General features: G+C 59.7%; 25 protein-coding genes and 1 tRNA gene. 11 read left to right on the top strand and 15 right to left on the bottom strand.

Annotation, left to right across the window (positions count from 1 at the left end):
- The gene (locus tag ACXWTF_RS02515; RefSeq protein ID WP_461713449.1) at positions 1–621 is read left to right on the top strand and encodes a trimeric intracellular cation channel family protein; all 621 of its coding nucleotides are present in this window, start codon (positions 1–3) and stop codon (positions 619–621) included.
- A 139-nt stretch (positions 622–760) separates the two neighbouring features.
- Positions 761–1,384, top strand: a complete 624-nt coding sequence (locus tag ACXWTF_RS02510) for a hypothetical protein (RefSeq protein WP_461713448.1) — start codon at positions 761–763, stop codon at positions 1,382–1,384.
- A gap of 41 nt (positions 1,385–1,425) precedes the next feature.
- Here ACXWTF_RS02510 and argJ read toward each other — a convergent pair whose 3' ends face one another.
- The 3 genes from argJ to rpmB are packed head-to-tail and all read right to left on the bottom strand — an operon-like array spanning position 1,426 to position 3,955.
- On the bottom strand, positions 1,426–2,613 hold the full coding sequence (argJ, locus tag ACXWTF_RS02505) for a bifunctional glutamate N-acetyltransferase/amino-acid acetyltransferase ArgJ (RefSeq protein WP_461713447.1): 1,188 nt from the start codon (positions 2,611–2,613) through the stop codon (positions 1,426–1,428).
- Positions 2,606–3,736 carry a potassium channel family protein gene (locus ACXWTF_RS02500; protein ID WP_416768735.1) on the bottom strand — a complete coding sequence of 377 codons (1,131 nt, stop codon included), beginning with the start codon at positions 3,734–3,736 and terminating at the stop codon, positions 2,606–2,608. Before ACXWTF_RS02500 ends, argJ begins: the two co-directional genes overlap by 8 nt.
- A gap of 27 nt (positions 3,737–3,763) precedes the next feature.
- Entirely contained in the window at positions 3,764–3,955 is a 192-nt protein-coding gene (gene rpmB / locus ACXWTF_RS02495) for a 50S ribosomal protein L28 (protein WP_231020187.1), read from the bottom strand.
- Positions 3,956–4,108: 153 nt separating this feature from the next.
- Here rpmB and rpe point away from each other — a divergent pair, with 153 nt between their 5' ends.
- From rpe to ACXWTF_RS02480, 3 genes are read left to right on the top strand one after another with little or no spacing between them, the layout of a single operon-like run.
- Positions 4,109–4,750 carry a ribulose-phosphate 3-epimerase gene (gene rpe, locus ACXWTF_RS02490; RefSeq protein WP_461713446.1) on the top strand — a complete coding sequence of 214 codons (642 nt, stop codon included), beginning with the start codon at positions 4,109–4,111 and terminating at the stop codon, positions 4,748–4,750.
- Between the two features lie 7 nt (positions 4,751–4,757).
- Entirely contained in the window at positions 4,758–5,345 is a 588-nt protein-coding gene (locus ACXWTF_RS02485; protein WP_461713445.1) for a phosphoribosylanthranilate isomerase, read from the top strand.
- A complete protein-coding gene (locus tag ACXWTF_RS02480) occupies positions 5,342–6,133 on the top strand; it encodes a 3'-5' exonuclease (RefSeq protein ID WP_461713444.1) in 792 nt (263 codons plus the stop codon). The genes ACXWTF_RS02485 and ACXWTF_RS02480 overlap by 4 nt, the downstream gene beginning before the upstream one ends.
- A 283-nt stretch (positions 6,134–6,416) precedes the next feature.
- Here the strand turns inward: ACXWTF_RS02480 and accA are convergent, their stop codons facing one another.
- From accA to gpmI, 5 genes are all read right to left on the bottom strand, one after another.
- A complete protein-coding gene (gene accA, locus ACXWTF_RS02475) occupies positions 6,417–7,355 on the bottom strand; it encodes an acetyl-CoA carboxylase carboxyl transferase subunit alpha (protein WP_461713443.1) in 939 nt (312 codons plus the stop codon).
- Positions 7,356–7,364: 9 nt separating this feature from the next.
- Entirely contained in the window at positions 7,365–8,591 is a 1,227-nt protein-coding gene (locus tag ACXWTF_RS02470; RefSeq protein WP_461713442.1) for a beta-ketoacyl-ACP synthase II, read from the bottom strand.
- A gap of 90 nt (positions 8,592–8,681) precedes the next feature.
- Complete coding sequence (gene acpP / locus ACXWTF_RS02465) at positions 8,682–8,912, bottom strand: acyl carrier protein (RefSeq protein ID WP_231020181.1); 231 nt, start codon at positions 8,910–8,912, stop codon at positions 8,682–8,684.
- An 87-nt stretch (positions 8,913–8,999) separates the two neighbouring features.
- Entirely contained in the window at positions 9,000–9,746 is a 747-nt protein-coding gene (gene fabG / locus ACXWTF_RS02460) for a 3-oxoacyl-ACP reductase FabG (protein ID WP_461713441.1), read from the bottom strand.
- 30 nt (positions 9,747–9,776) lie between these two features.
- Positions 9,777–11,252, bottom strand: coding sequence for a 2,3-bisphosphoglycerate-independent phosphoglycerate mutase (gene gpmI, locus ACXWTF_RS02455; RefSeq protein ID WP_461713440.1), 1,476 nt, complete (start codon positions 11,250–11,252; stop codon positions 9,777–9,779).
- A 142-nt stretch (positions 11,253–11,394) separates the two neighbouring features.
- On the opposite strand from gpmI, the gene mraY reads away from it, so the two are divergent.
- The 6 genes from mraY to proB all read left to right on the top strand — a co-directional run bounded on the left by mraY (position 11,395) and on the right by proB (position 19,919).
- Positions 11,395–12,456 (top strand): phospho-N-acetylmuramoyl-pentapeptide-transferase, encoded by a 1,062-nt coding sequence (gene mraY, locus ACXWTF_RS02450; protein ID WP_461713439.1) that lies wholly within the window; start codon positions 11,395–11,397, stop codon positions 12,454–12,456.
- Between the two features lie 9 nt (positions 12,457–12,465).
- Positions 12,466–13,704, top strand: coding sequence for a UDP-N-acetylmuramoyl-L-alanine--D-glutamate ligase (gene murD / locus ACXWTF_RS02445; RefSeq protein ID WP_461713438.1), 1,239 nt, complete (start codon positions 12,466–12,468; stop codon positions 13,702–13,704).
- A gap of 43 nt (positions 13,705–13,747) precedes the next feature.
- Positions 13,748–13,823, top strand: a tRNA-Phe gene (locus tag ACXWTF_RS02440).
- Between the two features lie 244 nt (positions 13,824–14,067).
- Positions 14,068–17,658: a proline dehydrogenase family protein gene (locus tag ACXWTF_RS02435; protein ID WP_461713437.1), complete on the top strand. Its 3,591-nt coding sequence runs from the start codon at positions 14,068–14,070 to the stop codon at positions 17,656–17,658.
- Positions 17,659–19,143: a sodium/proline symporter PutP gene (gene putP / locus ACXWTF_RS02430; RefSeq protein WP_461713436.1), complete on the top strand. Its 1,485-nt coding sequence runs from the start codon at positions 17,659–17,661 to the stop codon at positions 19,141–19,143.
- Positions 19,140–19,919, top strand: a complete 780-nt coding sequence (gene proB, locus ACXWTF_RS02425; protein ID WP_461713435.1) for a glutamate 5-kinase — start codon at positions 19,140–19,142, stop codon at positions 19,917–19,919. The genes putP and proB overlap by 4 nt, the downstream gene beginning before the upstream one ends.
- Here proB and ACXWTF_RS02420 read toward each other — a convergent pair.
- The 7 genes from ACXWTF_RS02420 to purE all read right to left on the bottom strand — a co-directional run bounded on the left by ACXWTF_RS02420 (position 19,916) and on the right by purE (position 26,286).
- Positions 19,916–20,548, bottom strand: a complete 633-nt coding sequence (locus tag ACXWTF_RS02420) for an HAD family hydrolase (RefSeq protein WP_461713434.1) — start codon at positions 20,546–20,548, stop codon at positions 19,916–19,918. The genes proB and ACXWTF_RS02420 overlap by 4 nt on opposite strands.
- Positions 20,545–21,954 carry a TolC family protein gene (locus tag ACXWTF_RS02415; protein ID WP_461713433.1) on the bottom strand — a complete coding sequence of 470 codons (1,410 nt, stop codon included), beginning with the start codon at positions 21,952–21,954 and terminating at the stop codon, positions 20,545–20,547. The genes ACXWTF_RS02420 and ACXWTF_RS02415 overlap by 4 nt, the downstream gene beginning before the upstream one ends.
- Entirely contained in the window at positions 21,951–23,228 is a 1,278-nt protein-coding gene (locus tag ACXWTF_RS02410; protein ID WP_461713432.1) for an HlyD family secretion protein, read from the bottom strand. The genes ACXWTF_RS02415 and ACXWTF_RS02410 overlap by 4 nt, the downstream gene beginning before the upstream one ends.
- Entirely contained in the window at positions 23,221–24,174 is a 954-nt protein-coding gene (locus ACXWTF_RS02405) for an ATP-binding cassette domain-containing protein (protein WP_461713431.1), read from the bottom strand. The genes ACXWTF_RS02410 and ACXWTF_RS02405 overlap by 8 nt, the downstream gene beginning before the upstream one ends.
- Before the next feature lie 164 nt (positions 24,175–24,338).
- Positions 24,339–24,662, bottom strand: a complete 324-nt coding sequence (locus tag ACXWTF_RS02400; protein WP_461713430.1) for a hypothetical protein — start codon at positions 24,660–24,662, stop codon at positions 24,339–24,341.
- Between the two features lie 67 nt (positions 24,663–24,729).
- A complete protein-coding gene (locus ACXWTF_RS02395) occupies positions 24,730–25,587 on the bottom strand; it encodes a damage-control phosphatase ARMT1 family protein (protein ID WP_461713429.1) in 858 nt (285 codons plus the stop codon).
- A gap of 204 nt (positions 25,588–25,791) precedes the next feature.
- On the bottom strand, positions 25,792–26,286 hold the full coding sequence (gene purE, locus ACXWTF_RS02390; RefSeq protein WP_461713428.1) for a 5-(carboxyamino)imidazole ribonucleotide mutase: 495 nt from the start codon (positions 26,284–26,286) through the stop codon (positions 25,792–25,794).
- Positions 26,287–26,319 lie beyond the last annotated feature (33 nt).

Genomic DNA, 26,319 nt, shown 5'->3' with positions numbered 1-26,319 from the left:
ATGGACTTTTTCATCCTCGCCGACATCATCGGTATCGTCGCCTTTGCCCTGAGCGGCTTCCTTGCCGGCGTACGCCACCGCCTCGACCTGCTGGGGCTCATCATTGTCGCCTCCCTGACGGCACTCGGCGGCGGGGTGATCCGCGACCTCATGCTCGACCGTACCCCCTTCGCCTTTACCCACTACTACCCGGCAGTGACCGTCATCGCCAGCGTCGTGCTGGCTCTCGCCCTACGGCTCTACCGCCGTGATGCGTTGGAGCGCAAATGGCTCTTTATCATCAGCGATACCGTGGGCCTCGTTGCGTTCAGCATCACCGGCGCCCTGCTGGGCATTGCGGCAGAGTTCAACTTCTTCGGCGTCATCATCGTCAGCTTCCTCACCGCCATCGGCGGCGGGGTCACCCGCGACGTACTCGTCAACACCGTCCCCGCCATCCTGACCAGCGACTTCTACGGTACCATCGCCGTGATCGTCGCCGTGCTGCTCATCCTGCTTGACGCCGTCGGCTGGCTGAACGACACCGCCGTTCTCGCCGTCGCCCTTTTTGCCACCGTGCTACGCCTGGTCGCCCACTACCGCGGCTGGCACCTCCCCCACCTCGACCTTCCCCCGCGCTGAAACCTGCAATTTCGCGGGAGATATCAAATAACTTTTTTTTATTTTTCAGAAAAATGTGAATAAAATGTGATTGTCTGTATGATAAATGAAAAAAGTTTGCCTATCGTGCACACCATCTTTCTTCAAGAGAGGAGTAAAAATGAAGAAAACGACCCAACTGCTCAGCGTCCTTGCAGGCACCGCGATCCTGTCGGCATCGGCGGCAACCGCCGCCGACAAGTTCGTATGGCTGCCCATTTTGAACAACCCGGACTGGAAAGCGAACATCGAAGTCGCCGCCGTAGGCGGGACGATAGATTTTGACAACGGTTCCGTCAAGGATGACTACAACTACGGTGTCGAAGTCTCCCTCGACTGCCCCGTATTCACCCTGCCCGGCGACAACCTGCTTCGCCAGCAGCTGAGCCTGAGCCGTTACGATAAAAATGACGTGACGATCACTGCGATCGAAATGAACCCCTACTATTTCATCCATTTCACCAAGAACCTCGTCCTCGGCGTCGGACCCGGAATCGGTGCAATGTATACCGAATACCCCGTGACCACGAGTACAGGCGGACTGTTCCCGACGACATCCACCGATACCCAGAATGACTGGCTCTTTACGCTGCAGGCCGGCGCGGGTCTGAAATACTATATGGGAAGTTTCCTGGCGGGTGTGGATATCCGCCGTACCTGGACCACCGAAAACGATTTCGGCGGGACGAAGAAATACAGCCTCGACAATCTGCGGACCCTTCTTAAGGTAGGCTACCGCTTCTAACGACGGCCGCACGGGCCGCCGTATTCTCCTTCAAATCGCCGCTACGTTCTGTAGTCGGCGTTGATCTTCACGTACTCGTGACCGAGGTCGCAGCCGTAGGCGTCAAAGGCACCCTCGCCCACGCCCAGGTCACAGCTGATCGTAAAGCGTTCGCGTTTCATCACCGCCGCCGCCAGCTTTTCCGATTCCGCATCAAAGAGGATCGTCCCCTTGTCGTAGACGCATACCTCGTCGAAACTGACCGTCAGCGTCGCCTCGTCGCACGTAACGCCGCTGGCACCGATGGTCGATGCGACCCGGCCCCAGTTGGGGTCCTCGCCGTAGATGGCCGTTTTCATCAGCAGCGAGTTGGAGAGTGCCTTTGCGGCCGTCTCCGCCTCGGCGTCGCTGGCGGCACCCGTGACGTGGAAGGTGACCATCTTCGTCGCCCCCTCCCCGTCGCTCACCATCATCTGCGCCAGTTCCAGCAGCATCTCGTGCAGGGCCGCTTTGAACGCTTCGGCGTCAAAAGCGCCGCTTTTGCGGTTGGCCAGGAGCATCACCGTATCGTTCGTGGAGGTATCGCCGTCCACGCTGGCCGCGTTGAAGGTCGTCGGGATGACCGCATCCAGGCACGCCTGCAGCTCCTGGGCACCGGCATCGGCATCGGTCGTCACAAAACAGAGCATCGTCGCCATTGCGGGGTTGATCATCCCCGCGCCCTTGGCGATCGCCCCGATGCGGAAACGCTTGCCGCCCTCCAGGACGACCTCCGTCGAGACCATCTTGTAGAAGGTGTCCGTCGTCATGATCGCTTTTGCCGCCGCCAGGCTGTCCCGGCTGCCAAGGTCGAAGGTCTTAGCGGCCGCCGTGATCTTCGCTTTGGGTAGACGCACACCGATGACCCCTGTGGAACTCATGACCGGGTTTTCAAAGACGCCGTATTGCGCCTGCAGCTCCTCCAGGATCTCGTCGATATCGCTGATGCCCTCCGGTCCCGTCATCGCGTTGGCGTTCTTGGCGTTCATCAGCACGAAGTTGCTCTTGAAGCTTCCCTTGGCACGGTAGTGGCGGATCGGCGCAGCCGTCATCTTGTTGGTCGTAAAGACCGCCGCCATTTCACAGGGGGTGTCGGCATAGATAAAGGCGACGTCGTCCGCCCCCTCCGGGCGCAGGCCGGCACTCGCCGCCCCTGCAAAGAACCCCTCCGGCGCGCAGACGCCGCCGCCGACTTTTTTCAACTCAAACATAACGCAACTCCTGCGGTTTTTTACGCTGGCGTACCAGCTCTTTGGTCATTTTGATGCCCTTTTCGGTGCCGACGACCAGCAGCTTCGACTCGCTGGTAACAAGGTCGTCACCCTTGGGCATGGCGACGAACTTGCCGTCTTTGCGCGTGACCCCGACAACGGAGACGTTCGCGATCTCACGCAGGTGGGTCTCCTTGAGACGGTTAAGCACCATCCAGCTGTATTTGGGCACGAAGATCTCCTCCATGTCCAGCGGGGTGTCGCTGCGGTAGAGGAACTCCTCGAGGAGGTTTTCCATATCCGGGCGCGCCGCCATGGAGGTGATGCGCTGCGCCGTCAGTTTCGTCGGCGAGACAACGGTATCGGCCCCGAGTTTTTTCAGCTTCTCCACGTCGCTCATCGTCTCGGCGGAGCTGATCAGGTTATAGGGCCTCGGCAGCGCATGCTCTTTCTCAAAAAGACGCACCGAGGCGATGATCGCGATGTTGTCCGCGATCAGCGGCGAGAGGGTGATCACCCCGCTCGCAGAGCTCAGGTGCCCCTTGAGCATCGCCACCTCGGTGTGGGGCTCTTCACGGAGGAAATAGGGGTACTTGTGCTGTTTCGCCCACGCTTCGATCTCCTCGCGGGGATCGATCACGACAAAGGGGATGTGCGAACGGCGCAGCTCCTTCGTGACTTCGATGGTGTAATCGTTGTGGTAGCAGATGACAAAATGCTTTTTCAAGCGCGCGATCTTGTAGAGCATGTCCCGCTCCTTTATGGTTTTGTAGATATTCCCGCGGTTGATCTCGTTGACCAGAATACCGACCGCCATCGAAAAGACGGCGAAACCGGTAATGATCAGCGTGATCGTAAAGAGCCTCCCCGCATCGGAGATGGGGGCGATCTCCCCGAAGCCGACCGTCGTAAAGGTGATCCCCGTCTGGTAGATGGCGTCGATCAGCGAAAAATCGTCTATCACCATGTAGCCGATGGTGCCGAGGAACATGATAATTGCCGTAAAGATCAGCGGCAGACGAAACGGTTTGAGGTGGCTGTAAATATCGGGAAGTAGATCGTATTGGGGTTTGGGAGGGGTCTCCCAGTGAAGAAAGGCGCGAATCTTTTGGATCAGATTCAAACGGCGCTCTGTGTTAGACGTAAGGAGTTACGCCTGTTTTTTCTTCATAGTACGAAGCTCAGAAGCAGAGATCTTAATCTTCTTAGTTGTACCGTCTTCCATCTGGACGCGGACGGTGCGAAGATTAGGCATGAAACGTCTTTTCGTGCGATTTTTCGCGTGAGAAACGTTGTTCCCGCTCATTGGGCCCTTACCGCTAATAGCACATTTTCTTGCCATTTGTAGGCTCCTTGCGTAAATTTAGTGGCGCATTATATCCTCTAAAATCAAAAGAGTTCCTTAAAGAACCACTGTAGCACGGTGTGTACCGACATTTTATCGCAATGCACACACTATTTGGATAAAATGGCAAAAACAAGAAAGGGTAGCTCAATGCTTGTAGCCCCCAGTATTCTCTCCGCCGATTTCGGCAACCTCGCACGCGACGTCAAAGCGATCTGCGACGCCGGTTGCGACCTCGTACACGTCGACGTCATGGACGGTCACTTCGTCCCGAACCTCACCATCGGGCCCGTCGTCGTCTCCGCCGTCGCGGCAGCGGCCACGAAACCCCTCGACATCCACCTGATGGTCGAGAACAACACCTTCTTCGTCGACCTCTTCGCCCCGCTGAAGCCGGAGTACATCTCCTTCCATATCGAAGAGGAGAAGCATCCCCACCGCCTCGCGCAGTACATCCGCAGCCTCGGCATCCGTCCGGCGATCGTCCTCAACCCGCACACGCCGGCCGAAAGCCTCGAGTACCTACTCCCCTACATCGATATGGTACTCGTCATGAGCGTCAACCCCGGGTTCGGCGGCCAGAAGTTCATTGATGTCTATGAAAAGGTCCGCCGCCTGCGCGACCTGCGCGACCGCATCAACCCCGACTGCCTTATCGAAGTCGACGGCGGTGTCAACGATGCGAACATCGGCGCGCTTAAAGAAGCGGGCGTCGACGTCTGTGTCGCCGGAAGCTACGTCTTCAAACACGCAGACGGCCTCAAAACCGCCATCGACAGCCTGAAAGTCTGAGCCACCCGTGCGCGTCAAGATCTGCGGCATCACCTCCTATGAAGACGCCATGGCGGCGATCGATGCCGGGGCCGACGCGCTCGGTTTTGTTTTCTACCCCCCTTCGCCGCGCCATATCACCCCCGATGCCGCGGCGGCGATCATCCGAAGGCTTCCCCCCTTTGTTGAAAAGGTCGGTCTCTTCGTCAACGAGGAAGCTCCCGCCATCAACGCGGCGGCGAAGACGAGCGGCATCACCCTCGCACAGATCCATTTCGACGCTCCCGATGCCCTCTTTGACGCTCTGGAGTGTCCCTATGTCCGCGTAATCCGGGCACAGACTCCCAAAGACGTCAAATCGCACGCTGAGGAGTACCGCCTCGTCGATGCCTTCTGCGAGGCGTACGGCGGGATGGGCAAACGGCTGAACCTGGAGTGGTTCGACGGGGTCGACTGCTCGAAGATCATCCTCGCCGGCGGGCTCTCCCCGGACAATGTCGAGGAGTGCCTCCCCTTCGGTTTCTATGCCCTTGATGTCAGCAGCGGGGTCGAAGCTTCCAAGGGGAAAAAAGATCCGGTCAAAGTACGCCAGTTCATCGCAAAGGCCAAAGGGTGATCGAAGCGTCCCAACTTCCCCAGAAACTCTGCGAGGGGCTGACGACCTACCAGATCGAACAGCTCACCGGCGAAAGCGCCGAACTCGCCGTCGAGCTCATGCGGGCCCAGGGGCTCGAGCTCGTCAGCCGTGACGGAACGCGCTACTACCCCCAAAGCTGCGACCAGCTCCTCTCGGCAGCGACCTTCTGCATCGTCGACATCGAGACCAACGGCTCCAAACCCGACAAGCACCAGATCATCGAGATCGGTGCCGTCAAGGTGCAGAACCTCCACATCATCGACCGTTTTGAGAGCCTGGTGCGCTGCGACCATATCTCGGGGCACATCACCGAGATCACGGGTATCGCCGAAGAGGACACCCAGGATGCCCCCGCTATGAAAGAGGTCCTCGAAGCGTTCAAGCTCTTCCTCGGCAACGACATCTTCGTCGGGCACGACGTCAAGTTCGACTTCCAGTTCACCTCGAAGATGATGGAGCGCGTCGGGATGGCGCCCCTGCTCAACCGCAGCCTCTGCACCATCGACCTCGCCGAGCGTACCATCAGCTCCTACCGCTACGGTCTGGCCTTCCTGAACGAACAGCTCGAACTCTACAAAGAGGCGACCCACCACCGCGCCCTCTCCGACGCAATGACGACGGCCAAGCTCTTCAAACGTACCCTCAGATGCATCCCCACGGAGATCCAGACGGTCGAGGAACTCATCACCTTCTCCAAGAAGGCCAAACGCCTCAAACGCCCAAAATTCCCGCCCCAGCCCCCGGAACAGACAACACCCGAAGCGTAAGCACTATCCTTCGTTGTAGTAGGTAGAGCTTGTCCGTATCCGCTTCTTCTGTCAAGGCCGAGAACGGTCATTAGCGTGTCGAGCGGATCTGTGATGCATGGCATGTCCCGAAAGCGCACTCCGAGAGTATTTCTTCCAGGGCGCAGCCTTTCGTGTTTTCTTCTTTCGGGTTCGGTTTCTTCTTTGCACGAGCAAAGAAGAAAGGGAACAAAAAAAGTCCATGAAAATAAAGAGAGGTCGGAGCAGCCAAGCCGCTCCAATTAGAAAAAGAGAGTTTGTTTGATTAGTTTTCGGAGTAAGCGCCCATACCCGTCAGACGGTCATAGCGCTTGTGGCGGCGTTCGGAACCGCTGAAGTTCGAGAGCTCATTGATACGCTCGAGGATGTAGCTTTTCATCGCCTCCGCCGCACCGGACTTATCGCGGTGCGCCCCGATCATCGGTTCATCGATGACGTCATCGATCAGGTCGAGCTCTTTGAGGTCGCTGCTCGTGATCTTGAGTGCTTTCGTCGCCGCTTCCGCCTTGGCCGGATCGTTCCAGAGGATCGCGGAGCAGCCTTCAGGTGAGATAACACTGAAAACAGAGTAGCGCATCATCGCCAGCCGGTCGGCCACGCCGATGGCCAGGGCGCCGCCGCTTCCCCCTTCGCCGATAACGATGGAGATGGTGATCGTCTCCAGTTTGGAGAGCTCCAGCAGGTTGCGGGAGATCGCCTCGCTCTGGTTGCGCTCTTCGGCGCCCAGACCCGGGTAGGCGCCCGGGGTGTCGATAAGCATAACGACGGGGATGTTGAACTTGTCCGCCAGCTGGGCACAGCGCAGCGCCTTGCGGTACCCTTCGGGGTGCGGCATCCCGAAGTTGCGCTTGAGCTTGTTCTTTGTCCCGCGCCCCTTCTGTTCGCCTATTACCATGACACGCTGGCCGTCGATGTAGCCCATGTAACAGAGGATCGCCGCATCGTCGCGGAAGTGGCGGTCGCCGTGCAGTTCGTACTTGTCTTCGAGCAGCAGGTTGATGTAATCGAGCGCGTAGGGACGGTCGGGGTGACGTGCCAGCTGCAGCTCCTGGTAGGGAGAGAGGTTCTTGTAGGTTTTACTGACCTCTTTTTCGAGATCCTTTTTCAGGATCTCGACGGCGTGGAGGTCATGGCGCACCTCGGCGCTGACGATCTCTTCCTGGATCTGCTGGATCTTCTGCTCAAAATCGAGGTAGGTAGCCAATGCCGGACCTTAGAGCTTCTTAAAGATAACGACGCCGTTGGTGCCGCCGAATCCGAAGGAGTTGCTCATGACAACATTCATTTCCGCTTTGCGCGCCGCGTTCGGAACGATGTCCAGGTCGCAGTTCTCGTCCGGATTGATGTGGTTGATCGTCGGCGGGATGATGCCCTCTTGCATCGCCATCAGACAGACGACCGCTTCGATACCGCCTGCAGCGCCGAGACAGTGACCCGTCTGGCCTTTGGTGGACGTCACCGGCGGGCAGTTCTCTTTGCCGCCGAAGAGCTCTTTGAGGGCCGCCGTTTCATTCTTGTCGTTCGTCGGTGTAGAGGTACCGTGCGCATTGACGTAGTCGACTTTCGGGTTGCCGGCCATCGTCATCGCCGCTTTCATCGCGCGCAGCGGGCCGTCCATGCTCGGGCTCGTAATGTGGCTCGCATCGCCGCTTTCGCCGAAACCGATCAGCTCGCCGTAGATCTTCGCGCCGCGGGCAACGGCCATGTCGTAATCTTCAAGGACGAGTGCCGCCGCACCTTCACCCATGACAAAGCCGTCGCGTTCCGCGTCAAAGGGACGGGAAGCCGTTTTCGGATCGTCGTTGCGTGTGGAGAGCGCTTTCATGGAAGCAAAACCGCCGATACCGACACCGGTCACCGCAGATTCTGCCGCAACGACGAGCATGCGGTCCGCACCGTTACAGATGATCGTTTTCGCCGCTTCGCTGATGGAGTGTGTTCCTGCCGCACAGGCAGTAACCGCCGCGACATTGGGGCCTTTCAGACCGTGCTCGATGGAGACGAAACCGCCGAGCATGTTGACCAGGGCGCTCGGGATAAAGAAAGGGGAGATACGGCGCGGTCCGCGGGTTTCAAGGACGATAGAGTTTTTCTCGATCGCCGGCAGGCCGCCGATACCGGATGCCGCGGCAACGCCGAAGCGCTCGTACTCGATCTCGATCTCGTTGAACGCCGCATCTTCCATCGCTTCCTGGGCCGCTTTGAGGCCGAGCTGGATGAAGCGGTCCGCTTTTTTGACCTCTTTGGCTGCCATGACCGTTGCAGGGTCGAAGTCTTTAACCTCACCGGCGATCAGAACGCCCTGACCTTCGGCTTCGGCATCGAAAAGGGTAATTCTGTCAATGCCGCTCACGCCGTCGCACATCGCTTTGAACGACTCTTCTTTATTGTGACCGACAGCATTGATCATGCCCATACCCGTTACGACAACTCTTCTCACATCAACTCCTGAAAAATATGTGTATAGCTTTATATACCCGTCCGAGGACGGCAATACAAAACCATTTTGCGGGAAACCCGCAAAGGAAACTTACGCCTTGTTTTCGACGTAGTTTACGACATCCTGAACGGTCTGAATTTTTTCAGCTTCATCATCCGGGATTTCAATATCGAATTTTTCTTCGAGTGCCATGACCAGTTCAACGACGTCGAGGCTGTCCGCTCCGAGATCTTCAACGAATTTCGCATCCGGTTTTACTTCGTCCGGGTTTACGCTCAGTTGTTCAACTACGACTTCTTTGATGTCATCCAAAAGTGCCATTATAGCTCCTCTTTCCAATTTGAAATTCCGAAAGTATAGCACACGGAATATAAAAAAAAGCGCTGAAGGGGGGTCCCCCCTCCGGCCTTAGGCCATGTTCATCCCGCCGTTGACTTTGAGGGTTTCGCCCGTAATATAGGCGGCGGAGTCGGAGAGCAGGAAGGCCGTCGCTTCCGCGACTTCACGCGCTTCACCGAAGCGTCCCATGGGGATTTTTGAGGTGAAGTTGGACTTGATATCGTCGCTGAGTTCATCGGTCATATCGGTAGCGATAAAGCCCGGTGTGACCGTGTTGTAACGCAGCCCGCTCGAGGCCGATTCGATGGCAAAACTCTTCGTCATCGCGATCAGGCCGCCCTTGGACGCCGCGTAGTTCGTCTGCCCGGCATTGCCCGTCTCGCCGACGATGGAAGCGATGTTGACGATGGCGCCCTGCTTCTTCTTGCGCATCACTTTCATCGCTTCACGGCAGCCGATAAAGGCGGAAGTGAGGTTGGCGTTGATGACGGCGAGGAACTCCTCCGTTTTCATCCGCAGGGCCAGTTTGTCGTTGGTGATCCCCGCGTTGTTGACCAGGTAGCCCAGTTCGCCGTCGGCATCGACGATCGTCTTGATCGCCGCAACGAATGCCGCTTCATCCGCCACGTCGAAACCGATCGTTTCCGCTTCGCCGCCCTCTGCGATGATCGCCGCCTTGACCGCCTCGGCCGCCTCGGCGCCGCTGCGGTAGTTGACCCAGACTTTAAGACCGTAACCGGCCAGCACCTTCGCGATCTCCGCGCCGATCCCCCGGCTTGAACCCGTTACCAATACGTTTTTACCACTGAATTTCATCTCACTCCTTTGATTTGTAATGTGCCCGTGTTACAACAGGCTGTCGTCCATTTCGGCCGGTTTTTCGACGCCCATCAGTTCGAGAACCGTCGGGGCGATGTTGTTAAGGCCGCCGGGGTGGACTTTTTCGACCCCGTCGGCCATGACGAAGGCCCAGACCTTGCCGACGGTGTGGTTGGTGAGGACATTGCCCTGCTCGTCCCACATCTCCTCGCAGTTGCCGTGGTCGGAGGTGAGGACCATCGCGTAATCGTCTGCTTTTGCCTTTTCCACGATACGGCCGAGTTCATGGTCGACGGCTTCGACGGCCTTGATCGCGGCGTCATAAACACCCGTATGGCCGACCATGTCACCGTTGGCAAAGTTGACGACGATGAAGTCATACCCCTCGTCCATCGCGCTCAGTACGGCGTCACCGACCGCGGCTGCACTCATCTCCGGCTGCAGGTCGTAGGTCTTGACCTTCGGGCTCGGTACGAGCACGCGCGCTTCGTTCGTGTAGGGTTCGTCGATCCCGCCGTTGAGGAAGAAGGTGACGTGGGCGTACTTCTCCGTCTCCGCCGTATGGAGCTGGCGGAGCCCCTGGTTGCTGATCACTTCCGCCAGAGTATTTTTCGGGGTCTCTTTCCGGAAGAGGACCGGGTAGCTGAAGCTCTTGTCATACTCCGTCATCGTCGCGATGTTCGCCACGGCGAAGGGGCGGTCGAACGCGTCAAAATCCGCCGCACCCAGTGCCGTCGTAATCTCGCGGACCCGGTCGCTGCGGAAATTGGTCACGAGGACGGCGTCGCCCTCTTTCATCCCCCCGTAGCCGTTGAAGGCCGCCGGCACGATGAACTCGTCCGTCTCTTTTCTGGCGTAGGAGGCCTCGACATAGGCCGCAGGGGTCAGGTCGCTGGCAGGCTGCGCCGTCACGATGGCGTCGTAACCGCTCTGGACACGTTCCCAGCGGTTATCCCGGTCCATCGTGTAGAAGCGTCCGCCGATGGTCGCGATCCGGACGTTCGGGCTCAGGGCCTCCTGCAGCTTCTCCAGGTAGCGGGGTGCGGACGTCGGCGAGACGTCGCGCCCGTCGGTAATGAGATGGAGCCACACCTTCTTGCCCGCCGCTTCGCCTATTTTCGCCAGGGCGATCGTATGGTCGATGTGCGAGTGGACCCCGCCGTCGCTGAGCAGGCCGACGAGGTGCAGGGTGTCGGAGCTCTCCATCAGCGCCGTGAGCGCCGGGTTGCTTGCCAGCGTCCCTTCCGCAACGGCCAGAGAGATCTTGACCAGGTCCTGATAGAGCACCCGGCCGCTCCCGATGGTCATATGGCCTACTTCCGAGTTCCCCATCTGCCCCTCGGGCAGGCCGACGCTCAGGCCGAAGGTATCGATCAGCGCGTGAGGCACTTCCGCGAACAGGTGCTCATAGGTCGGCTTTTTGGCATGGTAAAAAGCGTTCGCTTCCGTCCGTTGGCTGTAGCCGACACCGTCCGTAATCACGAGTACTGTCTTTTGTCCCATAAAAAATCCTTTGAAGGCCATCGTGCAACCTGTCGGGATTGCAAAGATGCCCTTAAACATATAATGACGGCAATTATATTAAAATAGCACTTTTTACTCACTTTATTGCTTTGACATAGTGAAAACTCTTTATGGACTGATAATGCTTTACTGGTTTTACGAACTTCTGGATATCAACCTGCTGCAATACATTACCGTCCGTGCCGGCGTCGCTTTTTTCCTGGCGCTCTGCATGACCTATTTCCTGATGCCCCGTTTTATCCGCTGGGCGCAGAAGACCTCCAGCGTCCAGCCGATTAACGACTATGCGCCCGACCGCCACCGTGAAAAGGCGAAGACCCCGACGATGGGGGGCGTCGTCTTCATCGTTTCGACCCTCATTGCGTCGGCCCTTACCGTCCGGTACGACAACTTTTTCGCCCTGGGCGGGATGCTCGTGCTCGCGCTCTTTATGCTGATCGGCTTCAAGGACGACTACGCCAAGATCGACAAGCAGCACAACCTCGCCGGCCTCACGGCCCGCGGCAAACTGCTGCTGCAGATCGGTGCCGCCCTCGCAGGGGCCCTGTTCCTGCGCTTTGCGGCGGGGCTGGATACGGAGCTGTACGTCCCCTTTTACAAGCATCCGCTCTTTGATATGCACCTCTTCGCCCTCTTTTTCTGGACCCTCGTCATGGTTGCGGCCTCCAACGCCGTGAACCTCACCGACGGCCTCGACGGCCTGGCGACGGTGCCCTCCGTCTTTGCCCTGATGACCCTGGGCGTTTTCGTCTACGTCATCGGGCATGCCGGCCTCTCCGCCTACCTGCTGATGCCGAACTTCCCCGCCGGGGAGGCCTCCGTCGTCGCCGCGGCACTCATCGGCGCGCTGATCGGCTTTTTGTGGTTCAACTCCCACCCGGCCGAGGTCTTTATGGGTGACAGCGGTTCCCTCGCCATCGGCGCCTTTATCGGCTACCTCGGCATCGTCGCCAAAAGCGAGTTCCTGCTCCTGCTCATCGGCCTCATCTTCGTTATCGAGACCGTCTCCGTCATCATCCAGGTCGGCAGCTTCAAACTGCGCAAAAAGCGGGTCTTCCTGATGGCCCCCATCCACCACCACTTCGAGATGAAGAACTGGGCGGAGAACAAGATCATCGTGCGTTTCTGGATCATCGCCATGCTCTCGAACCTCGCCGCGCTCATTACCCTCAAAATCCGTTAAGGCCCCCTGATGCAGCACAACCGCACCTCCCTTTTCGGCTACGGCGTCACAACCCGGGCCATCGCCAAAGCCTTCGGCCCCTGCACCTTTTACGACGACAACGTCCACAAGCCCTTCACCGACGAAGCGGGCAACAAAGTACGCCCGACGGCGGAGTTCGATCCGCGCTACTCCGACCTGGAGATCCCATCGCCGGGTATCCCCCCGGAACACCCCCTGATCCGGAAGGCGGGACACCTTGTCAGCGAATACGACCTCTTCCTCTCCCCGCTGGTGCGTCCCCCCTATACGCCTTCCGTGAAGCCCTTCACGGTCTGGATCACCGGCACCAACGGCAAAACGACCACGACGCAGATGCTCACCCACCTCCTCGCCGACAAAGGGGCGCTTTCCGGCGGCAACATCGGCACCCCCCTGGCCGCGCTGGACACCGCCGCACCGCTCTGGGTCCTGGAGACAAGCTCCTTTACCCTGCACTACACCCACGAGGCGAAACCGGACCTCTACGTCGTCCTGCCGATCACCCCGGACCACCTGAGCTGGCACGGCAGCGAACAGGCCTACATCGACGACAAACTGAAACCCCTGGCGCAGATGCGCGAAGGCGAGACCGTCCTGCTGCCGCGCGCCTATGCCGACACGCCGACGGACGCCTTCGTCATCCCCTACGACGATGCCGACGATCTCGCCGCCTTTTTCGGTTTCGAGACCGACCACATCCGTTTCAAAGGGCCCTTCCTCCTCGACGCCCTGCTGGCCATGGCCGTCGACCGCATCCTTTTTGACCGGATCGACTATGCCAAGATGAACGCTTTTGTCCTCGACCCGCACCGCCAGGAGGAGTTCAGCGACGCGCAAAACCGCCTCTGGGTCAACGACACCAAGGCCACCAACATCGATGCGGCCCTGGCCGCCGTCCGGCGCTACGCCAACCGCCCCATCCACCTCATCGTCGGCGGCGACGACAAGGGGGTCGATATGGCGCCGCTCTTCGAAGCCCTCGCCGACGTCGACGTCACGCTCTACACCATCGGCAGCAACCAGGCGAAGCTCGATGCCCTCTCCGAGCGTTTCGGCATCCCTTTTGAGAGCTGCGGCGTCCTGACCGAAGCCGTCAAACGGATCGCCGATGTACATACACAGCAGAGTGTCGGCCTGCTCTCCCCGGCCTGCGCCAGCCTGGACCAGTTTCCCTCCTACGCCGTGCGCGGCAACACGTTTAAAGAAGCCGTCGCCAATTTAAGCTAGGCTTCAATATGCCGTTGCTATAATTTCGGCCTCTTAAATGAATGGCCTGTTAGCTCAGTCGGTAGAGCAAGGGATTGAAAATCCCTGTGTCCTTGGTTCGATTCCGAGACAGGCCACCACGAAACAACCTTTTCCCCCAATCCATTTCTTTACAAAAACAATCACGATTTTTTTGCTTTATTCTTCGTTCATGCACCGCGCGCAAACATTCCCGGACACACTTTTAGCTTGCACTAAACCTAATATGTTATCGTAGGGCCTATCAGCTGTCGGAGCGTGTCGCCAAAACGCCACGTATCACGCCGACCCCCCGTACGTTTCACCGGTACGGGGTCAATCCACACCAGCATGAAGGACCCGCCTATGCCCATTCCTCCCGAACTTTTTGAAGAGACCAAAACCGTTGCCCGCCGGTGGCAGGAGGAGATCTCGCACCACATCGGCAAGGAGGAGCAGAGACTGCACACGATGATGCAGCGCATGCTGAAAAACCCCATTAACAAGATCTTCCTTATCGAGCTGCTCGACCAGAGCTTCCGCTCCAAAGATCCCGACCGGGTCGCCGACCAGATCGAATACATCTTCGAAAAATACAAGAGTACCGACTTCTTCAGCCACTTCGAGCAGATCCTCATCTGGCTTTTCCGCGACGTGGGCATCTACGTCAGCTCCCTCTCTGTGCCGATGTTCATCAACTACCTGCGCAACGACATCAGCAGTATCGTTATCCAGGGCGAGGACCCCGTCCTCTCCAAGCACATGAAGGCACGCCGCGCTGAGGGGACACGGGTCAACATCAACGTCATCGGCGAAGTCGTCCACAGCGAGGCCGAAGCGGAACGCCGGGTCGAAAAATATATTGCGATGCTCGAGAACCCCGATGTCGACTACCTCTCGCTCAAGATCTCCAACATGTTCTCCCAGATCCTCCCCCTCGCCCACGACAACAACGTCGCGCAGATCTCGCAGCGGTTGGAGCGGGTCTACCGGGCGGCCGTCGAACACCCCGGCCGCGACAGCGAAGGCAGCCCGCAGCCGAAATTCGTCAACCTTGACATGGAGGAGTACCGCGACGTCCGCATCACCCTTGATGTCTTCAAGAAGGTCCTCTCCCAAAAGGAGTTCACGCAGCTGCCTGCGGGGATCGTCATCCAGACCTACCTGCCGGACGCCCTCACCTACATCCGGGAGTTGGCCGCCTGGGCCAAAACACGCGTCGACGCCGGGGGTGCGCCCATCAAGATCCGTATCGTCAAGGGGGCCAACCAGGAGATGGAACTGACCGAAGCTTCCCTGCGCGGCTGGCCCAACGTCACCTACGCGCACAAGGCGGAATCCGACGCCAACTACAAAAAGGCGATGGACTACCTGCTCGACCCCGCCGTCGCCCCCTACGTGCAGACCGGCATCGCTTCGCACAACCTCTTCGACCACGCCCTGGCGATGCTGCTGGCAAAGTCGCGCGGGGTTGAGCAATACGTCTCCGCCGAGATGCTGGAAGGAATGAGCGAGGCGGCCTACCGGCTCCTCAAAGCCGAGGGGCGCAGTGTCATCCTCTACGCCCCGACGGCGACCAAAGAGACCTTTACCAACGCCATCGCCTACCTGGTGCGCCGCTTCGATGAGAATACCGCCGAACAGAACTTCCTGCGCCACAGTTTCGGCCTGCGGGTGGACACCCCGGAGTGGGAGCTGCTCGTCAAGACCTTCGACGATGCCGTCGCCCTCATCCCCTCGCTCTCCGAAGCCCCCAACCGCACCCAGGACCGCACCCGGCCGGTCGAAAAAAGCGACATCGATCCCGCCGTCTACCATTTTGAGAACGAACCCGATACGGATTTCATCCTCCCCGCCAACCGCGCCTGGGCGGAGGCGATCCGCGACAAGTGGCAGCATATCGGCGAGCGCGAGGGGGGCTACCACGCCTACCCCGTCGTCGGCGGCAGGATCGTACAGCGCGACGAAACGGTCACGGTCATCGACAAGTCCCAGTACCATGAAGGCAAACGCGCTGGCGCCTACGTCGAAGCAACCCCGGAAGATATGAAAAGTGCCATCGCCACGGCCAAGGCCGACCCCGACGGCTGGCGGGCACTGACACCGCACGCGCGTCAGAAGATCATGATGGAGGTCGCCCACGAGATCCGGGTTGCCCGGGGCGACCTCATCGGCATCGCCGCGGCGGAGGTGGGCAAGGTCTTTACCGAGACCGACGTGGAGGTGAGCGAGGCGATCGACTTCGTCAACTTCTACCCCTACAGCGTCGCCAAGCTGGACGGACTGACGGGTGTCGAGGCCAGGGGCAAAGGGGTCGGCCTCGTCATCAGCCCCTGGAACTTCCCTGTTGCCATCCCCACCGGCGGCATCGCCGCGGCCCTGGCAGCGGGCAACACCGTCATCCTCAAACCCGCCGAAGCCTCCATCCTCACCGCCTACCGGCTCTGCCAATGCTTCTGGGATGCCGGGATCAGCATGAACACCCTGCAGTTCATCCCGGGACGCGGTGCCGTGGTGGGGGAACATATGATCCCCAGCGAGGCGATCGACTTTACCATCTTCACCGGCGGCGAAGAGACCGCCTACCGCATCATCAAGGCCCGTCCCGACATCCACCTGAGTGCGGAGACGGGGGGCAAAGACGCCACCATCGTCACTGCGATGGCCGACAGGGACCAGGCGATCGGCCACGTCATGGCCTCGGCCTTCCACAACTCCGGGCAGAAGTGCTCGGCGACCTCCCTGCTCGTGCTGGAAAAAGAGCTCTACGACGACGCGGAGTACAAACGGCAGCTCAAAGAGGCAGCGGAGTCCATGCAGACCGGTTCCGTCTGGGACTTCGGCAACCGCGTCGGCACCCTCGTCGACCGCCCGGCCGGCAAACTGGAAAAGGCCCTCGACGCCCTGGACGAAGGCGAAGAGTGGCTGCTGGCACCGGACTACGCCGACAAAGGCAACCCCTATATGCTGAAACCTTCGATCCGCTGGGGGACCGCGCCGGGGGATTTCTGCCATATGAACGAGCTTTTCGGCCCCGTGCTCAGCGTCATGCGCGCCGAGGATCTCGAAGACGCCATCACAATCGTCAACGCCACCGGCTACGGCCTCACCTCCGGGCTGGAGTCCCTCGACCGCCGCGAACAGGAGCAGTGGAAAGCGGCGCTGCTCGCGGGGAACCTCTATATCAACCGCGGCACGACCGGTGCGATCGTCCTGCGCCAGCCCTTCGGCGGCATGCGCAAATCGGCCATCGGCAGCGGCAGGAAAGCGGGCGGCTTCAACTACGTCAGCCAGTTCATGGAGATCACCTACCGTGAAACCAACCTCTACGAGTCCTGCTCCACCCCCTTTACCGACCGGATGCGGGTGATGCTCCAGCGCGATACGGTCTTTCACGACGAGTGCGAGCAGGCCCTGCGCCACCTCTGCCACTTCGCGCACTGGCACGAGACCGAGTTTATGAAACCCCACGACTACGCCCATATCCGCGGGGAGTCCAATGTCATCCGCTACCTGCCGGTCGCGAGCGTCCTGCTGCGCCTCGAGGAGGGGGACAGTCTCGAGGAGTCACTCGCCACGATCATGGCCGTCAGAATGGTCGGTGCACGGCTGCACATCTCCCTGCCCGAACACTCCAAGCAGGCGGAGTTCCTCTGGCTCGAATCGAAACAGGCGAGCCTGCTCGCGGAGCACGACGCCATCAGCCGCGACAGCGAGGCAGTGTTCATCGACCGGATCCCCCATTACGAGCGGGTCCGCTCCCTCCGACCGCAGAACGTCTCCCCGGCCCTCTTCGACGCCGTGGCCGACCGGGCCGTCTACATCGCCAGGGAGCCCTTCGTCGCCCACGGGCGGATCGAACTGATGCACTACTTCATCGAACAGAGCATCTCCAACAGCTACCACCGCTACGGCAACCTCGGCATTGCCGGCCTGCACCCGGAAGAGGAGGTCTAAATGCAGACACCTGTACTCATCTCATTCGGCCTCTATATGCTCGTGATGGTGGCCATCGGCCTCTACTTCTATTTCAAGACCGAAGACCTCGGCGACTACGTGCTCGGCGGGCGGGGTCTCGGCCCCGGCGTCACGGCGCTGAGCGCGGGGGCATCGGATATGAGCGGCTGGCTGCTGCTCGGGCTGCCCGGCATGATGTACAGCGACGGGATTGCCGGCAGCTGGATCGCCGTCGGTCTGCTCATCGGCGCCTATCTCAACTGGCACTACGTCGCCCGGCCGCTGCGCATCATGACCCACCGCCTGGATGATGCCATCACGATTCCCGACTACTTCGCCAACCGTTTCGGCGATGCCAAGGGGCAGCTGCGTGTCATTACGGCCCTTGTCATCCTGCTCTTTTATACCCTCTACACCTCCTCGGGCCTCGTCGGCGGGGCCAAGCTTTTCGAAGCGACGTTCCACCTCGACTACGCCGTCGCCCTCGCCGTCGGCAGTATCATCATCGTCTCCTACACCTTCCTCGGCGGCTACAACGCCGTCAGCTGGACCGACTTCATCCAGGGAATCCTGATGATGCTCGCCCTCATCGTCACGCCCGCGGTCGTCATCAGCCACCTCGGCGGCCTCTCCGCCGCCCTGGAGCTGATAGAGTCCATCGACCCGACACACCTCGACATCGTCCACGGCACCGGCGTTATCGGCATCCTCTCCCTGATGGCCTGGGGGCTGGGCTACTTCGGGCAGCCCCATATCCTCGTGCGCTTCATGTCGATCCGCAGCGAGGACGAGATGCACCACGCCAAGGCGATCGGCATGGGATGGATGGGCCTCTCCATACTCGGCTCGCTGATGGTCGGTTTCTTCGGCCTCGCCTACGTCGTCTCATCAGGGACAGACCTCGCCGACCCCGAAAAGATCTTTATCACCCTCTCGCAGCTGCTCTTCAACCCCTGGATCGCCGGTTTCCTCCTCGCCGCCATCCTCGCGGCCATCATGAGCACGATCGATTCGCAGTTGCTGGTCTCCTCGTCGGTCCTGACGCGGGACATCTACCACGCGACCCTGCGCAAAAACGCTTCGGACAGGGAGCTCGTCTGGGTCGGCCGGGCCACGGTCATCGCGATCGCCCTGATCGCCTGGTACCTCTCGACGGATCAAGACTCCAGCGTCCTCTCCCTCGTCGCCTACGCCTGGGCCGGTTTCGGGGCGGCCTTCGGGCCGTTGATCATCCTCTCCCTCTATCGCCACGACATTACCAAAGGGGGCGCCATCGCAGGTATGGTGACGGGCGCCCTTACGGTCATCGTCTGGAAACAGCTCGAAGGGGGGCTGTTTGAGCTCTATGAACTGCTGCCGGGCTTTCTCGCGGCATGGATCGCGGTCAGGGTCGCCTCAAAGGTAACCGCGCCGGTCCCCGAATCGATCTTGCACCGCGTCGAGGAGACAAGCGGAGATTTCAGACGCAAGAAAGGGGAAGCGTGAGCAGACGTATCGTCATCAAAGTCGGCAGCGCCGTCCTCACCGAGGGCAATGAGATCGCCCGGGAGCGGATGCTCGCCCTCGTACAGATGATTGCCGACATCCGCAAACGCTACGACGTCATCCTCGTCACATCCGGGGCGGTGGCGGCGGGCTACAGCGCGCTGAAACTCGACAAACGCGAACGGATCGGGAAAAAAGCCCTCGCCGCCGCCGGTCAGCCCATTTTGATGAGCAGCTACAAGAGGGAGTTCGACGCCCATCGTATCGATACGGCGCAGATCCTGCTGACGGAGGACGACTTCGATTCGCGCAGACGCACGGCGATGTTCCAGGAGATCATCAACGCGCACCTGGCCAACGACATCCTCCCCATCATCAACGAGAACGACATCACCTCCACCCCCGCACAGCTCTTCGGGGACAACGACCAGCTCTCCGCCCACGTCACCGTTGCGACGGACGCCGACCTGCTCGTGATCCTCAGCGATATCCACGGTTACTACGACAAGAACCCCCGCGAACATGACGACGCGAAGCGCCACGAGGTGCTCTATGCCGTCCCCCCGGAGGCGCTGCGGGTGGACGCGACCCCCAACGACCCCTTCGCCACCGGCGGGATCGTCACCAAGCTCATGGCCGCGGACTTCCTGCTGCGGCGCGGGAAACGGATGTTCCTCTGCAACGGCTTCGAACTCTCCACGGCGGTCCAGTTCCTGATCCATGGCGAACAGACGCTGGGAACGCTCTTTGAACCGCGGCCGCAGGCGGCAGGCTAATCCAGCAGCGCCAGCAGCCCCTCGATCGTGCCGATGCGGTGGGTCGCGCTTGAGAAGTCATGCTGCGCCGTAAAGGCGTTATCAACGATGACGCAATCGATGCCGGCACTCACCGCCGAACGCAGTCCCCGCTGCGAATCTTCAACGACGATCGCTTCATGCTTCGCACCGCCGAACAGTTCCAACCCTTTCAGATAGGGGTCGGGATAGGGTTTCGCCCGGGCATATTCGCCGCTGCAGAGCACGAACTCCATTCCATCCGTGATCCCTCTGCCGGCATGGATCAGTTCGAAATCCTCCCGACGCGCCGAGGTGACTATTCCCATCCGGTACCGCGCTTTGAGGGCATCCAGAACCTCATGCACCCCGGGGATGGCGATCTCTTCGGTCTGCAGGTAGTGCTGGTAGAGATCGTTCCGCCTGCTGCGGGCCGCTTCGACCGTTTCGGAGTCGAACCCCGCCTCCTCCGCCAGCAGAAAAGCGCTCTGCCCGTTGATCATGATCTCGCGGTAACGCGCCGCTTCCAGGGTGATCCCCATGGTTTTCAGGATTTCGACGTTGGCCCGGAAGTACCACGCTTCCGTTTCGACGAGTACGCCGTCGTTGTCAAAGAGGATATATTTTTTCATTGCCCCGCTCCTTCCGTTTTTACCGTCATATTCTCTCCCGGCACCGCCGGTGCAGAGGCGCTCCCCAGCTCCCGCGCGATCTCCAGCGCCTGCAGCAGCAGCCTGAGCCGGTAGGAGAGCGCCTTCTGCCGGACTTCCAGGGTGGTGAGTTCGCGCTGGTTGACCATGACCAGGTCGCCGGCACCCAGACGGTATTTTCTGACCTCCGCCGCTTCCAGTCTTTCCGCCAATGATACTTCATCGCCGGCGTTTTTCAGGTTCTCGCGGAGCATGCGCCGTGTCTCAAAACGGTTTGACAGGGCCGTTTCGATCTCGATCCGCTTACGCTGCAATGCCTCGTCTACCGCCCTCTCCCCTTTTTCGATCGCTTTTTTTCGTCCGGCATAGGTACGACGTTCGACCGGGAAACTCATCTCCAGCGACACCTTGACGCCGTTATCGTAGACAAAGTCATGCACGCCGTACAGCGCCACATTCAGGCTCGGATACTTCGAAAGGGCGTTGTACTCCTCCTGCAGGCCGAAACGGCGCTTATCGTACTGCAGACTTCTGAGGTCGGGGCGCTGTTCCCAGGCCGTTTGCAGCGCCTCCTCGAAACGGAGCTCTTCTGCCGATGCTTCGGGCAGGGAGGGCAGCGCATAGCGTGCCTCGAGCGCCTCGGGCGAAAGGCCGAGAAAACGCGTGAAGCTCCCCAGGGCCACCTTGTAGCCGTTCAGCGCTTCGAGACGGCGCTGAACGCGGTTGAGGATCTGCCGCTGCACCTCGAGCAGCGCGATCTCCGGCAGCTCGCCTACGCCGACCTTGCTGCGGACGAACCCTTCGCGCTCGCGCGCCTTCGCAAGCAGCGCGGACTCCAGCGACGCGACCGACCGGCGGTAGAGCAGCGTATAGTAGGCGGCGTAGACATCAAAACGGAGGTGCCGCAGGTTCTCTTTGGCGGCATAGGTCGAACGGGCGGCATCGATCGCGGCCGATTCCAGCGCATAGCGGCGGGGATTCATCCCCTTTGCGACCGCGAACACCGGTACTTTCACCCCCAGACGCACTTCGCCGTCGTCACCGGTCTTGATGTTGTTGTACTCCTGGACCCCTTCCGCCCGGCGGTAGCCCGCCAGGAGTTCAACGCCGCTCTCGGTCGCTTTTTCGACGTAGACATCCGCCAGCTCCCCCTCGCTCGCCGGGTAGCGCTTGTTGTCGTACTTGACGCCCAGACGGGTATCGAAGGCCCCCTCTGCCGCTTCCGCACGGGCCTCGGAAACGTACTGCTGCCCGACGGCCGTATAGATATAGGGGTTCTTTTCATTCAGATAGGATTCGATGACGGCGGGGGTCAGCAGCTCCTTCGCCCCGGCACTCCCCGGCAGCAGCAGGGCAAGCAGAAAGGGCACGGCACTTCGCAGGCTCATGCCCCCTCCTCCTGCGGGATCACCATCTTCGGCGGAAAGGCGTTCATCAAACGCCACAGCTGGTACCAGACGGGCACGGTGTCGAGCGCCACCCATACGGTCGCCTGCGTGCCCCGGCGCAGCATCGTTTCCGCGGGCCAGGGCTCTTCGGGGTCCTCCACGACGTAGGCGTAGTAGAAGCCCTTCTCGTACGAGACCGGGTCCACCTTCTTGATGACGCCCCCGAAGGTACCGAAGCGGATCTGCGGCCAGCCGGAGATCTGCAGTGCCGGCCAGCCGTAGAACATCATCCGCACTTTCAGCCCTTCGCGGATCAGCGGCATGTTGAAGTCCGAGACCTTCAGCAGCACGGTGCGTTCGGTCACCTCCGGCGCGAACTGCAAGACGGCGTCGCCCCGGCGGATGAACTTGTTCTTGTCGTTGGTCAGGACGCGGATCACCTCGCCGGCTTTTTCCGCACGCACCTCCGAAGAGGCGTAGCGCGCGATCTCCGTCATCTGGCGCTGCAGCTCCCGCTCCAGCCCGCTGGAACGGCTCTGTGCGGCGAGCACGTCATTTTCCAGCCGGCGGATGCGGTTGTCTGCCTCATGGACGAACTGCACCTTCTCCTGTTCGATGATCTCCAGGCTCCGCGCCTGCACACGCAGATCGACATCGATCTTTTCAAGCTCCGTTTTCGCTTTGGTCCACGCCGCATCCGCGCGCTCAAAATTGCGGCGCGATTCGATCGCCTCTTCGTAGAGCCGCTTGATCCGCCCGTAATTCGCTGCCTCCGTCTCGGCGCTTTTTTGCAGGGCGACCCGTTTGAGCTTCAGGCTGGAGAGCTTCTCTTCGGCCTGAATACGCCGCTGCTCAAAGAGCGCGATACCGACGCTGCGCTGTTTGCGCGCGTTGTCGCGGTTGGCCTGCACGGCTTCGATCTCCCGCCGGGTATTTTCAAGCTGTTCGCGCAGGCGCCGCTCCATCTCCTTGACCCGCGCCGCGTACTCCGTGTCCAGGTCGACCATCGTAAAGAGCCTGTCCCCCTCGGCCACGCGCCGGTTCTCCTCGACGTGGAACGCTTCGATGAAACCGTCTATCGTCGCGGAGACCGGCTGGACCCGTTCGCTCGGATCGTAGGCGATCAGGGTGCCTTTCCCCTTGACGGTCTGCTGCCACGGCAGAAAGAGGAAGGCCACAAGAATAAGGACAATGATGACGGTAAAGAGCCAGATACGGCGCACCACCGGGTTTATTTCGGTGCTTTCAAGCGAACGGAACTGCCAATCAGCCATGACCGTTCTCCTGAAGTTTTGCGGAGAGTTTATGCACTTTGTAGAACCCCTCGACCGTATCGTAGATGTAGTCGATCTGCTTGACGACGCCCTTGAGCGCCGAGGTGATAGAGACGACGACGATCTCAGCCGCGATGAACTCCCCGAGCGGCAGCGTGCCGTTGATAACAAGGTAGCCCCCGGCGATGAGGAAAGTACTGAAGATGAACCCCTCGGTGAAAAAGGTCAGCGCCAGCTGCCTTATGGTCACCCGGAAGAGCTTCTGGCGCGCCGAGGCGTAGTGCAGCAGCAGGCGGTCGAAGGTTCCGAGCACCTCTTTGGGCGTTCCCGGCTGTTCATGGATATGCTGCAGGTAGTAGATGGCGCCGTGTTTCGCGTCCGAACGTTTCACGGCCCGGTCAATACCGCTGCGCCCCAGCAGAAGCAGCAGCAGGAAATAGGCGGAAAAGAAAAAGAGGCCGACCCCGAAGAGGACCGGGTCAAACGCCAGCAGCAATACGAGGCTGACGACGATCTTGGCCGCCAGTCCGACCCCGTCCAGGAGCAGAATGGGAAAGAACTTCTGAATGGCCGCGATATCGAAAAAGTAGTTCATGTACTTGCCGTGCTCCTGCGCGGCGTCATTTCCCCGGTACGATGCCGCCATCGTGGCGACCTGGATACCCGTTTTCAAAAACACCCGCTGCTGGAAGTTCTCGATAATGTACTCCTTGATCACCTGCAGCATCGTGACCAGGACAAACATGACGATCACAATAAAGCCGAGCATGACGAGGGAGATCGCGGCGTGCGCCAGGACACTGTTGATGACAAAGGAGGAGGCCAGCGGAATCGAGAGGACCAGCACCGCTTCGATGGCGGAGTAGTAGACCAGGTAGAAGATGTTGCGGCGGTCTTCCCTGACAATGCGTCTGATATTGTCTAACACGATCTTGGTGACGTTCATTCAGCACTTTCCAAAAGGGGATTTTTATATAAAATGATAATGATTTTTATTAAATAGAAGAATAATAAGAGGCAGTTAATCGGGGGGCTTAATTTTGTGGGCTTCGGATGCCAAGGAGTGCATCGCTGCCCCCATCATAGCACAAAAGCGGCATCACACCTGTATCAGATCGTCTCAATATCGACGATCTCGATACGGTCGCACCCCTTCTTGAGGAGCTTTTTGGATTTCGCATCCTCTTCGGCGAGGGTCAGCGCGTCCATGAAACTCTCTTTGGGGATGGTCACCGTCTGGAGCGCTTTTTTATTCTTGATCGTCAGCGCGCCCGGGTCCATGACCACGGCCTCGATATCCCTTTTGCCTTTGGCGTAGGCATTTTTGATTGCCCGCGCCACCGCTTCGTTCTGGAGCAGATCCGCCAGCGTCACGTTGATCTCCAGATCGCCGTCGCAAAGTACAATATACTTGATCATCATTTCACCCGTCATGACAGTTCCTTTCTTAAGTAAAACCATACCATAAGTGAGCACGGAGGCCCGAAAAGCGGGCAACGCGTCAGGCGATTTTGCAGATAATGCTGCCGATCTCCGCCCCGATGGAGCGGGAGACGACGTTGCATTTGACCTTGAGCAGGTAGACGAGGTCGCCGCGCGGCGCGGGGGAGAGGCATTCGTAGTTGCCCATCCCCTTGGTGAGCACCACGTCGCTCGCATCGAAAAGGTGCTGTGCCGCTTCGCTGGCACGTTCATAGACAAAGCCCGGGGTGTCGACGCCGCTGTCAACTAGAGCGGCGACCTCCGCCAGCCCGTCCGCCATCGCCTCGTCGAAGGTGACGTCGTTGATGATCGGCTTGCCGCGGGTCATGTAGGTGATCGCGAGCTGCGGGAAAAGCGCGGCAATGGCTTCGATGGCCAGGGCGTCAAAGAGGTGCTCGCCGGCGTTGTCGCCGATGTAGAGCAGCGTCTTCGCCCCGGCAAGGCGCTCCCGCAGTGCATCCACGTCGTCGTGGGCGAAGTGGGTATGGAAAAGTCTGTCTATTTCCGTATCGAGGTCGAAACTCACCTCGGCGGCCAGGTCGATGACGTTGCCCGCGACGGCGACTTTGACGGCCGTCAGGAAGGGATCGTCCGCCTTGGCAATCTGTTCGCGCAGATAAGGGATGAAGGTTTTCGCTTTTTCGGAGGAGTGGCGCTTGACCTCATCGTAAAGGTCCTTTTTCCCGGCAAGCACGGCCAGGTGTTCGTAGACCTCCCGGGCAACTTCCGGCGGCGACTTGGCAAAATCGAAAGCTTTCGACATTGCCAAAACGTCATCGTTGATTTTCTTGCGAAGTGCCGCGTCGGCACCGATCGCGTCTGCTACCCGCTGCGTCTGCCCGATAATACATTCAACACAGGCATTTTCGATTTTCACGTGGACAAATTCCTTAAAAATACGGCGCTGCCGATGTCGCCTAGCGGATGTAACGAAGTGGAATTCCCACTGGAACATTCCGCAGGAACGAGGACACAGCAGCGTTCAGGGAAACATCGCTACGCGAGCGGTACCCTTGTTTTGTGCTTCAGCGCCACAGCGGCTGAGCGTAGCCGTCAGGGACTTGTTCCTGACGGCGTTCAATTACAACTTGGTCTCGATCTCGAGGGAGTCCATCTCGACCTTCTTCGCCTTGGCGACGCGGTCTTCCTGCAGCTTGATACGCAGGTCCTCGTTCTCAAGGGCCATGATCTGCATCGCAAGGTAGGCTGAGTTGATCGCGCCCGCCTTGCCGATGGCCACGGTCGCGACCGGCATGCCCGCCGGCATCTGAACCGTGGAGAGGAGCGCATCGATCCCGCTCAATGCAGAGGCGCTCATCGGTACGCCGATGATCGGTTTGACCGTCTTGGACGCCAGGACGCCCGCGAGGTGTGCCGCCATGCCCGCCGCGGCGATAAAGACCTGGGCCCCTTTGGCTTCCGCTTCAAGGATGTACTCTTTGGTACGCTCCGGTGAACGGTGCGCCGAAGAGATGATCAGCTCATACTGCACGCCGAAAGTTTCCAGCGTATCCGCGCACGACTTCATGACGTCATAGTCACTCTTGGATCCGATAATGATAGAAACGAATTTCATTTCATGCCCTTGTATTTTGGATGCGGAATTATA

The sequence above is a fragment of the Thiomicrolovo sp. ZZH C-3 genome, from assembly GCF_054862725.1.
This window is presented reverse-complemented; position numbering and strand designations above follow the sequence as displayed.

Excerpts from the sequence above, each read along its gene's own strand:
- acpP (WP_231020181.1), bottom strand. The coding sequence starts at position 8,912 with ATGGCACTTTTGGATGACATCAAAGAAGTCGTAGTTGAACAACTGAGC.
- gpmI (WP_461713440.1), bottom strand. The coding sequence starts at position 11,252 with ATGGGACAAAAGACAGTACTCGTGATTACGGACGGTGTCGGCTACAGC.
- rpe (WP_461713446.1), top strand. The coding sequence starts at position 4,109 with ATGCTTGTAGCCCCCAGTATTCTCTCCGCCGATTTCGGCAACCTCGCA.
- ACXWTF_RS02510 (WP_461713448.1), top strand. The coding sequence starts at position 761 with ATGAAGAAAACGACCCAACTGCTCAGCGTCCTTGCAGGCACCGCGATC.
- mraY (WP_461713439.1), top strand. The coding sequence starts at position 11,395 with ATGCTTTACTGGTTTTACGAACTTCTGGATATCAACCTGCTGCAATAC.
- fabG (WP_461713441.1), bottom strand. The coding sequence starts at position 9,746 with ATGAAATTCAGTGGTAAAAACGTATTGGTAACGGGTTCAAGCCGGGGG.
- purE (WP_461713428.1), bottom strand. The coding sequence starts at position 26,286 with ATGAAATTCGTTTCTATCATTATCGGATCCAAGAGTGACTATGACGTC.
- ACXWTF_RS02410 (WP_461713432.1), bottom strand. The coding sequence starts at position 23,228 with ATGGCTGATTGGCAGTTCCGTTCGCTTGAAAGCACCGAAATAAACCCG.
- murD (WP_461713438.1), top strand. The coding sequence starts at position 12,466 with ATGCAGCACAACCGCACCTCCCTTTTCGGCTACGGCGTCACAACCCGG.
- putP (WP_461713436.1), top strand. The coding sequence starts at position 17,659 with ATGCAGACACCTGTACTCATCTCATTCGGCCTCTATATGCTCGTGATG.
- ACXWTF_RS02420 (WP_461713434.1), bottom strand. The coding sequence starts at position 20,548 with ATGAAAAAATATATCCTCTTTGACAACGACGGCGTACTCGTCGAAACG.
- ACXWTF_RS02405 (WP_461713431.1), bottom strand. The coding sequence starts at position 24,174 with ATGAACGTCACCAAGATCGTGTTAGACAATATCAGACGCATTGTCAGG.
- ACXWTF_RS02435 (WP_461713437.1), top strand. The coding sequence starts at position 14,068 with ATGCCCATTCCTCCCGAACTTTTTGAAGAGACCAAAACCGTTGCCCGC.
- ACXWTF_RS02515 (WP_461713449.1), top strand. The coding sequence starts at position 1 with ATGGACTTTTTCATCCTCGCCGACATCATCGGTATCGTCGCCTTTGCC.
- rpmB (WP_231020187.1), bottom strand. The coding sequence starts at position 3,955 with ATGGCAAGAAAATGTGCTATTAGCGGTAAGGGCCCAATGAGCGGGAAC.
- ACXWTF_RS02400 (WP_461713430.1), bottom strand. The coding sequence starts at position 24,662 with ATGACGGGTGAAATGATGATCAAGTATATTGTACTTTGCGACGGCGAT.
- ACXWTF_RS02415 (WP_461713433.1), bottom strand. The coding sequence starts at position 21,954 with ATGAGCCTGCGAAGTGCCGTGCCCTTTCTGCTTGCCCTGCTGCTGCCG.
- argJ (WP_461713447.1), bottom strand. The coding sequence starts at position 2,613 with ATGTTTGAGTTGAAAAAAGTCGGCGGCGGCGTCTGCGCGCCGGAGGGG.